Consider the following 8,215-nt stretch of genomic DNA (forward strand, 5'->3'; position numbering starts at 1 on the left):
GCCCACCCCGCACCGTTCCGCACCCGCCGTGCGGTGGGTGATTCCCCGCGGGGCACAGCACGGCGGGCGGGGGCGAGAGACGCCCCGAGCCGGAGGCCGGGATCCTTTCGAACGCTGCTCTTGCCCGTCCCCCAGTCACCGCGGGCTCCCCTCGGGGGGTCTGCACGCAGCGGAGGCGGGCCGCTTCTCGGTCCGTTGCCACCCGTGAACATGGGGTTGGCGAGCGGCTCGTCATGGGACCACGTGGACCCGCCGAGGCGGGGTCCACAGCCGCTTCTCCTGAAGCTGGGCCCAAGCGTATCGCAGCGTGTGCGCTCCATCGGGCAGGGCGGTGACGCGCAGCGTCATACTGCGGGGCCCGGGGCCGACGAGTGATGCCCCTCGCGGGACGACGACGGCCGGGCGCCTCCGCGGGGAGGCGACCGGCCGGCGTCGGGACGGGGATCAGGCGGACGGGATCAGAAGTCCCAGTCCTCGTCCTCGGTGGCCTCGGCCTTGCCGATCACGTACGAGGAGCCGGAGCCGGAGAAGAAGTCGTGGTTCTCGTCCGAGTTCGGGGAGAGGGCGGAGAGGATCGCCGGGTTCACGTCCGTGGTCTCGGCCGGGAACATCGGCTCGTAGCCCAGGTTCATCAGCGCCTTGTTCGCGTTGTAGTGCAGGAACTTCTTCACGTCCTCGGCCAGGCCGACGGCGTCGTACAGGGAGTGGGTGTACTCGACCTCGTTCTCGTACAGCTCGAACATGAGCTCGAAGGTGAACGCCTTGAGCTCCTCGCGGCGCTCCTCGGGCAGGGTCTCGATGTTCCGCTGGTACTTGTAGCCGATGTAGTAGCCGTGCACGGCCTCGTCGCGGATGATCAGGCGGATCAGGTCCGCCGTGTTGGTGAGGCGCGCGTGGGAGGAGAGGTACATCGGCCAGTAGAAGCCGGAGTAGAAGAGGAAGGACTCCAGCAGCGTGGAGGCGATCTTCTTCTTGTACGGGTCCTCGCCGTCGTAGCGCTCCAGGATCAGCTGGGCCTTGCGCTGCAGGTTCGGGTTCTCGCGGGACCAGCGGAAGGCCTCGTCGATCTCCTTGGTGGAGGCCAGCGTGGAGAAGATCGAGGAGTAGGACTTTGCGTGCACGGACTCCATGAACGCGATGTTCGTGTAGACGGCCTCCTCGTGTGGGGTGATCGCGTCCGGGATCAGGGAGACGGCGCCGACGGTGCCCTGGATCGTGTCCAGCAGGGTCAGGCCGGTGAACACGCGCATGGAGAGCAGGCGCTCGTCGTCGGTGAGCTGGTTCCAGGACTGGACGTCGTTGGACAGCGGCACCTTCTCGGGCAGCCAGAAGTTGTTGACGAGGCGCTGCCAGACCTCGTTGTCCTTCTCGTCCTGGATGCGGTTCCAGTTGATGGCCTCGACGAGGTGATCGTGGACGGAGGGTCCGTGGTGCGGCTCAGTCATGGCAGGCACATCCTTCTGGAAGACATCGGTGGAATCATGCGGATCTCGGGGCGCGACGGCGGCGCGCGCGGGGCATGAAGTCGCGGGCCAGTCTAGGCCAGCGCACCTCCTTCGGCACTCGCGCCCCGGCGTGGTCGGCACGTGATCTTCGTCCTGCGCCTAGGGTGACGACCATGCACGACTCCCTCCGCCCCACCCGGTCCTTCGTGGCGCTGCTCCGCAATCCGCGCATCCGGCGCGCCCTCGGCGCACTGCTGACCGGCTCAGAGGTCGCCGCCTCCGACCGCGGCGCGCTGAAGGCCGCCGAGTCCGTCGGCCTCACCCGCGCGGACGACGACGACACCCCGGTCCTGCAGGAGGCCTTCCTTGCGGACGCGGTCGCCGCCCTCGATCGGGCCCTCGGCCCGCTGGCCGTGCTGGACGGCGGGCGGATCCGCGTGGGCGACCTCCCGCACGGGGAGGTCGACGCGGCGGTGGGCGCCGTCGTCGAGCGCGTCCTCTCCCCCGGCGAGCGCGTCCGGGAGGCGACCCTCAACGACCGTCTGGCCCTCTTCGTCGTGGACGTGGCCTTCTTCCGCCGCCACGCCTACGACCTCGGCCTCGTGGACCGGGAGCTGGACGGCTCGGCGTACTGGCGGAGGTGACCACTCACCCGGCCGGGCTCCGGACGAACGACGGCGACGCACCCTCTGCACGGGGTGCGTCGCCGTCGTCGTGGGGCGAGCCGAGGCTCAGAGCATGCAGCTCACGCAGCCCTCGACCTCGGTGCCCTCGAGGGCGAGCTGGCGCAGGCGGATGTAGTAGATCGTCTTGATGCCCTTCGTCCACGCGTAGATCTGCGCACGGTTGAGGTCTCGCGTGGTGGCCGTGTCCTTGAAGAACAGGGTCAGGGACAGGCCCTGGTCCACGTGCTGCGTGGCCGCGGCGTACGTGTCGATGATCTTCTCGTAGCCGATCTCGTACGCGTCCTCGTAGTACTCGAGGTTCTCGTTGGTGAGGTACGGCGCCGGGTAGTACACGCGGCCGAGCTTGCCCTCCTTGCGGATCTCGATCTTCGAGGCCACCGGGTGGATCGACGAGGTCGAGTTGTTGATGTAGGAGATCGAGCCCGTCGGCGGGACCGCCTGCAGGTTGCGGTTGAACAGACCGTGCTCCATGACCTTCGCCTGGAGCTCGCGCCAGTCGTCCTGGGTGGGGATGTCGATGCCGGCGGTCTCGAACAGCTCGGCGACGCGGGCGGTGGCCGGCGTCCACTCCTGCTCGGTGTACTTCGCGAAGAACTCGCCGGAGGCGTACGTCGAGTCCTCGAAGCCGCCGAACTTCTGGCCGGTCTCCTGCGCGATCAGGTTCGAGGCCCGCAGCGCGTGGAAGAGCACCGTGTAGAAGTAGATGTTCGTGAAGTCCACTCCCTCCTCGGAGCCGTAGTGCACGTGCTCGCGGGCCAGGTAGCCGTGCAGGTTCATCTGGCCCAGGCCGATCGCGTGGGAGGCGGAGTTGCCCTTGGCGATGGACGGCACGGACTGGATGTCGCTCATCACGGACACCGCGGTCAGCGCGCGGATCGCGGTCTCCACGGAGCGCCCGAAGTCCGGGGAGTCCATGGTCTTCGCGATGTTCATGGAGCCGAGGTTGCAGGAGATGTCCTGGCCCACGTGGGCGTAGCTCAGGTCCTCGTTGTACTCGGAGGCCTCGGAGACCTGCAGGATCTCGGAGCACAGGTTGGACATGGTGATCCGGCCCTTGATGGGGTTGGCGCGGTTCACGGTGTCCTCGAACACGATGTACGGGTAGCCGGACTCGAACTGGATCTCGGCCAGGGTCTGGAAGAACTCACGCGCGTTGATCTTGGTCTTCTTGATCCGCGCGTCGTCCACCATCTCGTAGTACTTCTCCGTCACGGAGATCTCGGAGAAGGCCTTGCCGTACACGCGCTCGACGTCGTACGGGGAGAAGAGGTACATGTCCTCGTTGCGCTTGGCCAGCTCGAACGTGATGTCCGGGATCACGACGCCGAGGGAGAGCGTCTTGATGCGGATCTTCTCGTCCGCGTTCTCGCGCTTGGTGTCCAGGAACCAGTGGATGTCCGGGTGGTGCGCGTGCAGATAGACGGCGCCGGCGCCCTGGCGGGCCCCCAGCTGGTTCGCGTAGGAGAACGAGTCCTCCAGCAGCTTCATCACCGGGAGCACGCCCGAGGACTGGTTCTGGATGTGCTTGATGGGGGCGCCCTGCTCGCGCACGTTCGTCAGGGACAGGGCGACGCCGCCGCCGCGCTTGGACAGCTGGAGGGCGGAGTTGATGCCGCGGGCGATCGACTCCATGTTGTCCTCGATGCGCAGCAGGAAGCAGGAGACGAGCTCGCCGCGCTGGGCCTTGCCGGCGTTGAGGAACGTGGGGGTGGCCGGCTGGAAGCGGCCGGAGATCATCTCGTCCACGAGGTGGGTGGCGAGGGCCTCGTCGCCCGCGGCCAGGTGGAGGGCCACGACGGCGACGCGGTCCTCGTAGCGCTCCAGATAGCGCTTGCCGTCGAAGGTCTTGAGCGCGTAGGACGTGTAGAACTTGAACGCGCCGAGGAAGGTGGGGAAGCGGAACTTCGCCTTGTACGCGCGGTCGAACGTCGCCTTGACGAACTCCGGGGCGTACTGCGCGAACGTCTCCGGCTCGTAGTAGTGCTTCTCCTGCAGGTACTCGAGCTTCTCCTCGAGGTCGTGGAAGAACACCGTGTTGGTGTTGACGTGCTGCAAGAAGTACTGGCGGGCGGCGGCGTGGTCCGCCTCGAACTGGATCTTCCCATCCGACCCGTAGAGGTTCAGCATGGCGTTGAGCTCGTGGTAGCCCAGGTCCTGCCAGGCCTCGGGCATGTGCTTGGCCTGCTGGATGAGGTCGGCCTCGGTGACGGTCATGCGTGCTGTCCTTCTTCCAGGCGCTCGAGGCCCTCCCGGACGGCGACGACGTCCTCGGGGGTGCCCATGAGCTCGAACTTGTACATCAGGGGGACCTGGCACTTGCGGGAGATGATGTACCCCGCCGCGGCGTAGGCCCCGGAGAAATTGGTGTTGCCGGAGGCGATGACGCCCCGGATCAGCGCCCGGTTGCCCGGGACGTTGAGGAACTTGATGACCTGCTTGGGCACCTCCCCCCCGGTGTCCCCGCCCCCGCCGTAGGTGGGGGTCAGCAGCACGTAGGGGGCGGTGGCGCCGAGGGTCGGCTCCCGCGTGAGGAGGGGAAGGCGGGCGGCCTGTCCGAGGGGCAGGCCGAGCTTCTCGACGAAACGGTGGGTGTAGCCGGAGGCGGAGGAGAAGTAGATGAGCCGCGCGTCCGTGGGGACGAGCCCCTGCGCCTCCGCGTCCCGCATGTGGTTCGGGCTGGCGGTGGCCGTGGTCATCGCGGCGTCAGGCCACCTGGGTGGCCGCGGACTCGGCCAACTCGGCGATCTTGTCCGGACGGAAGCCGGACCAGGAGTCGGTGTCCGTGATGACCACCGGGGCCTGCATGAAGCCCAGGGCGCGCACGCGGTCCAGGGCCTCCGGGTCCTGGGACATGTCCACGGTCTCGTAGGCGATGCCCTTCTTGTCCAGTGCACGGTAGGTGGCGTTGCACTGGACGCAGGCCGGCTTGGTGTAGACGGTGACGGTCATGGCGGCTCGTCCTTCTTCCTCGGTGTGGTGAGTGCTGTCTCGGCCCGGAGGCCGTGGGAAGTCTGGTGCGACGGGCCCCTCTGCCGGCGATCCGGCGAGGGGCCTCGGTGCGCTGAATCGATACTACATCTGGGTGCCACGGGGTGCACTGAGCACTACATGTAGTAGTTACACCCGTGTGCTTCGAGTTGACATCCCGTCCACACCACGCTCCACAGGAGGGGGCGAATCACAACGGCGTAACCATGCGGGAGACGCGTGGTCGGGGTGTCGCTGTCCACAGCCGGCCGAGGCTGTGGAGGACCCCGTCCACACCCGGAGAGTCGATCCGGCCACACCGGAAGACGGCGTGTCCGGGGGTGTCGCGGACACAAGATGTGGGGCGGCGGCGGCCGTAGGGTCCCACCCGAACGCCCCGGTGGCCTGGAGAGGACTTCGGGCGGGTCCCACGAAGAGACCCGCCCGGAATCACGGCATCAGAGCCGTTGAGCGCCTGTCACCTGCGGAGGATCACCGCGTCACGCGGCCAGCCCCAGACGACGCCGGGCCGCCACCAGCGCGCCCGCCCCCAGAGCGGCGACGCCGGCCAACCACCATGCCGCCTCGTCGCCCGTCTGGACCTTGGACGGGACCGTGTGCCCACCCTCGGCCGGGGCCGCGGCGTCCTCGACCGCGCGGTCCACGTATGGATGCAGGAGCGCGAGGCGGGAGCGGGTCACGCCGTCGGCGTCCTCGCCGTACACCAGGGCGTAGTCCGTCCCGTCGAACCGGGCCAGGGCCTCCGACATCCATTCCTTGTAGCCGTAGCCTCCGTCGACCTCCTTGAGTGCCGCCACCGGCTCGGACACGCCGAAGAACGAGCCATCCTGCCAGACCCCGGCGACGGGCAGGGAGTGCGTCTCGCCCTCGACGGTGACCTCGACCGCAGCCGGGGTGGAGGAGACGCCGAACGCAAAGGAGCCGTCCGCCGGACGGCCCTCGTCCGCCGGCTGGTGCAACGGCACGTCGATGCGCTCGACCTGGGGGCCCATGACCTCGGTGCCGTACTCGTAGGCGAAGCAGGCCTGGTCGGCGGCATTGGCGCCGGTCTCCACTTCCAGGACGGTGGCGGCCTCGGTCACGCCGTCCACGCGCACCTCGACGGCCGCCTGCCTCACGTCCGGACCGAGGGCCGCCACGATGTCGCGCGTCTCGAACGCACCGACCGGATCGCCTCCCGCGAAGGGGATCTGCACGGCGTCGGCGGCGTCGGAGCCGGCGGGTCGGACCGCCACAGTGACATCCTCGGCCGTGTGGGCCTCCGGGTCGGCCGCGGCGTCCTGGAGCACGAACGGGACGGACGCCGAGGAGGCGGTCGCGCCCGTCTCCTGGTCCGTGAAGGTGTACACACCGGCGGTGTCATAGACGCAGCCCCAGACCGCCTGCTCGCCGAGGTGCGGGGTGGCGGAGGCAGGGGCGGCCAGCACGGCGGCGGCGAGGCCGACGGTCCCTGCCGCGGTGATCAGGCGCATGGAGGCGGGGCGGATGCGGGGGTGTGAGGCGACATGGTCCACGACGGGCTCCTTCGGTGCGGTGCGGCCGAGCGGCCACGGGTGAGTCCGGCCCTCCCGGCCGGATACTGCGAGTGTGGAGCCCGATGCCCCGCCCACGCAACAGCTGTGACGGAAGCGAGACCATCCCGTGTCTGGCTCGTGGCCGGAGCGGGCCGGCCGCCCCAGGCGGTCACCGAATGGGCAGGACGGCCGCGCCACCCTGCTGGCCGTGCTGGACTACCGCGACAACGGCACCGCCGTGTCCCTGACGCGGGCCTTCACCCTGCCGACGTTCCGCGGCCAGGGCCACGCGCCCACGCTGACCGCCGGGGCGGTGCAGGACATCGCCGAGTGCGGCGGGGCGGCCGGCGGCACGCACGTGGTGCCGATGTGCTGGTACGTGGCCCAGTGGTTCGACGAGCACCCCGAGCGGCAGGCCATGCTCGCCCGCGGCTGACCTCGCCCCCCGCGGGGCGAGACCTCCTCGGACGTGCGACGGGGCGGCCACCGGTCCTCCGGTGGCCGCCCCGTGGCGCATGCGGGATCAGCGCGTCACTTCGTGGTGATCCGCCGAGGTGCCGGACGCTCGGTCGTCCGATGGACGGGCTTGCCGCTCGTGGAGGGGGCCGCAACGGGCAGTGGCCCCGTGGATGCTAGGACAGCGGCGGCGAAGCGGGTGGTGCGCTGGGACAGGACGGCCTGCCGGTCGCGGGCGGCGCTGCGGGTGCAGGGACGGGTGCGGGCCATGACGGGACTCCGTTCTCGAACGGCGCACCATGTGGTGCCCCTCACACGCTAGGGGCGCCCTCCGAGCCCGCCCAGCACGGGACGGACACGCTTCGGCGACGATCCGGTTTCGGACTCGGGATGCGGCGCGCCCATTGCCCAGACGGCCCAGCGCGCATACGGTAAACATCGGTTTCACGATGAGCAACACCTGGCCCTGACATCGTCACATCCCGACCCCGAGCACCCCCGAGACCCATGAAGTCCCTGCCGCTGCACCCCACGCCGACCACCCCGCAGGTGGGCCGCCGCCTCCGCGCCCTGCGCGAGCAGGCGCGCATCTCCCTGGCCGACCTCGCCCAGGTGACGGGCCTGTCCAAGGGGTTCCTCTCGCGCGTCGAGCGGGACCTCACCAGCCCCTCGGTGGCCTCCCTCGTGGCCGTGTGCCAGGCGCTGGGCACCAGCCCGGGCCACGTGCTGGACGCCCCCGAGGTGACCGTGGTGCGCGGCGGCGAGGCGCCCGCGATCAGCCTCGGCGGCGAGGGGATCACCGAGAGCCTGCTCTCCCCGCCCGGGCTGCGGCCCCTGCAGGTGATCCGCGCGGAGATCGCCCCCGGCGGCACCGGTGAGGACGAGCTGTACACGGTGGACTGCGAGGTCGAGTCCGTGCACGTGGTCTCGGGCCGGCTGACGCTGCGCACCGTGGACGGCGCCCACGCCCTGGCCGCCGGGGACACCGCCACCTTCAGCGGCCAGGAGCCCCACTCCTGGCAGAACCCGGACCCGGACTCCCCCGCCCTGGTCCTATGGATCCTCGCCGGACGCACCTGAGCACCTCCGTCCCGCGCCACCCCGTCCCATCCCCACCCCGCCCGAC

Annotated in this window: 8 protein-coding genes; 3 read left to right on the forward strand and 5 right to left on the reverse strand. The window is 69.7% G+C overall.

Annotation, left to right across the window (positions count from 1 at the left end):
• Window positions 1–458: 458 nt before the first annotated feature.
• Complete coding sequence (gene nrdF, locus MHY29_RS10080) at window positions 459–1,445, reverse strand: class 1b ribonucleoside-diphosphate reductase subunit beta (protein ID WP_224354989.1); 987 nt, start codon at window positions 1,443–1,445, stop codon at window positions 459–461.
• A 173-nt stretch (window positions 1,446–1,618) separates the two neighbouring features.
• On the opposite strand from nrdF, the gene MHY29_RS10085 reads away from it, so the two are divergent.
• Entirely contained in the window at window positions 1,619–2,089 is a 471-nt protein-coding gene (locus tag MHY29_RS10085) for a DUF2087 domain-containing protein (RefSeq protein WP_239240899.1), read from the forward strand.
• Window positions 2,090–2,176: 87 nt separating this feature from the next.
• Here MHY29_RS10085 and nrdE read toward each other — a convergent pair whose 3' ends face one another.
• The 4 genes from nrdE to MHY29_RS10105 all read right to left on the reverse strand — a co-directional run bounded on the left by nrdE (window position 2,177) and on the right by MHY29_RS10105 (window position 6,633).
• Window positions 2,177–4,303: a class 1b ribonucleoside-diphosphate reductase subunit alpha gene (nrdE, locus tag MHY29_RS10090; RefSeq protein ID WP_370643508.1), complete on the reverse strand. Its 2,127-nt coding sequence runs from the start codon at window positions 4,301–4,303 to the stop codon at window positions 2,177–2,179.
• A gap of 38 nt (window positions 4,304–4,341) precedes the next feature.
• Complete coding sequence (gene nrdI / locus MHY29_RS10095; protein ID WP_239240905.1) at window positions 4,342–4,827, reverse strand: class Ib ribonucleoside-diphosphate reductase assembly flavoprotein NrdI; 486 nt, start codon at window positions 4,825–4,827, stop codon at window positions 4,342–4,344.
• Window positions 4,828–4,834: 7 nt separating this feature from the next.
• On the reverse strand, window positions 4,835–5,080 hold the full coding sequence (nrdH, locus tag MHY29_RS10100) for a glutaredoxin-like protein NrdH (protein ID WP_224354993.1): 246 nt from the start codon (window positions 5,078–5,080) through the stop codon (window positions 4,835–4,837).
• Window positions 5,081–5,598: 518 nt separating this feature from the next.
• Window positions 5,599–6,633, reverse strand: a complete 1,035-nt coding sequence (locus tag MHY29_RS10105) for a hypothetical protein (protein WP_239240908.1) — start codon at window positions 6,631–6,633, stop codon at window positions 5,599–5,601.
• A 208-nt stretch (window positions 6,634–6,841) separates the two neighbouring features.
• On the opposite strand from MHY29_RS10105, the gene MHY29_RS10110 reads away from it, so the two are divergent.
• Complete coding sequence (locus MHY29_RS10110; protein WP_239240911.1) at window positions 6,842–7,069, forward strand: N-acetyltransferase; 228 nt, start codon at window positions 6,842–6,844, stop codon at window positions 7,067–7,069.
• Window positions 7,070–7,596: 527 nt separating this feature from the next.
• Window positions 7,597–8,169 carry a helix-turn-helix domain-containing protein gene (locus MHY29_RS10115; protein WP_239240914.1) on the forward strand — a complete coding sequence of 191 codons (573 nt, stop codon included), beginning with the start codon at window positions 7,597–7,599 and terminating at the stop codon, window positions 8,167–8,169.
• The last annotated feature ends 46 nt before the right edge of the window (window positions 8,170–8,215 follow it).

The sequence above is a fragment of the Micrococcus sp. ACRRV genome, from assembly GCF_022346985.1.
GTDB lineage: Bacteria > Actinomycetota > Actinomycetes > Actinomycetales > Micrococcaceae > Micrococcus > Micrococcus porci.

What these genes read in the sequence shown, in the direction of transcription:
- nrdH (WP_224354993.1), bottom strand. Translation starts at nt 5,080, where the DNA reads ATGACCGTCACCGTCTACACCAAGCCGGCCTGCGTCCAGTGCAACGCC.
- MHY29_RS10085 (WP_239240899.1), top strand. Translation starts at nt 1,619, where the DNA reads ATGCACGACTCCCTCCGCCCCACCCGGTCCTTCGTGGCGCTGCTCCGC.
- nrdF (WP_224354989.1), bottom strand. Translation starts at nt 1,445, where the DNA reads ATGACTGAGCCGCACCACGGACCCTCCGTCCACGATCACCTCGTCGAG.
- nrdE (WP_370643508.1), bottom strand. Translation starts at nt 4,303, where the DNA reads ATGCCCGAGGCCTGGCAGGACCTGGGCTACCACGAGCTCAACGCCATG.
- MHY29_RS10115 (WP_239240914.1), top strand. Translation starts at nt 7,597, where the DNA reads ATGAAGTCCCTGCCGCTGCACCCCACGCCGACCACCCCGCAGGTGGGC.
- nrdI (WP_239240905.1), bottom strand. Translation starts at nt 4,827, where the DNA reads ATGACCACGGCCACCGCCAGCCCGAACCACATGCGGGACGCGGAGGCG.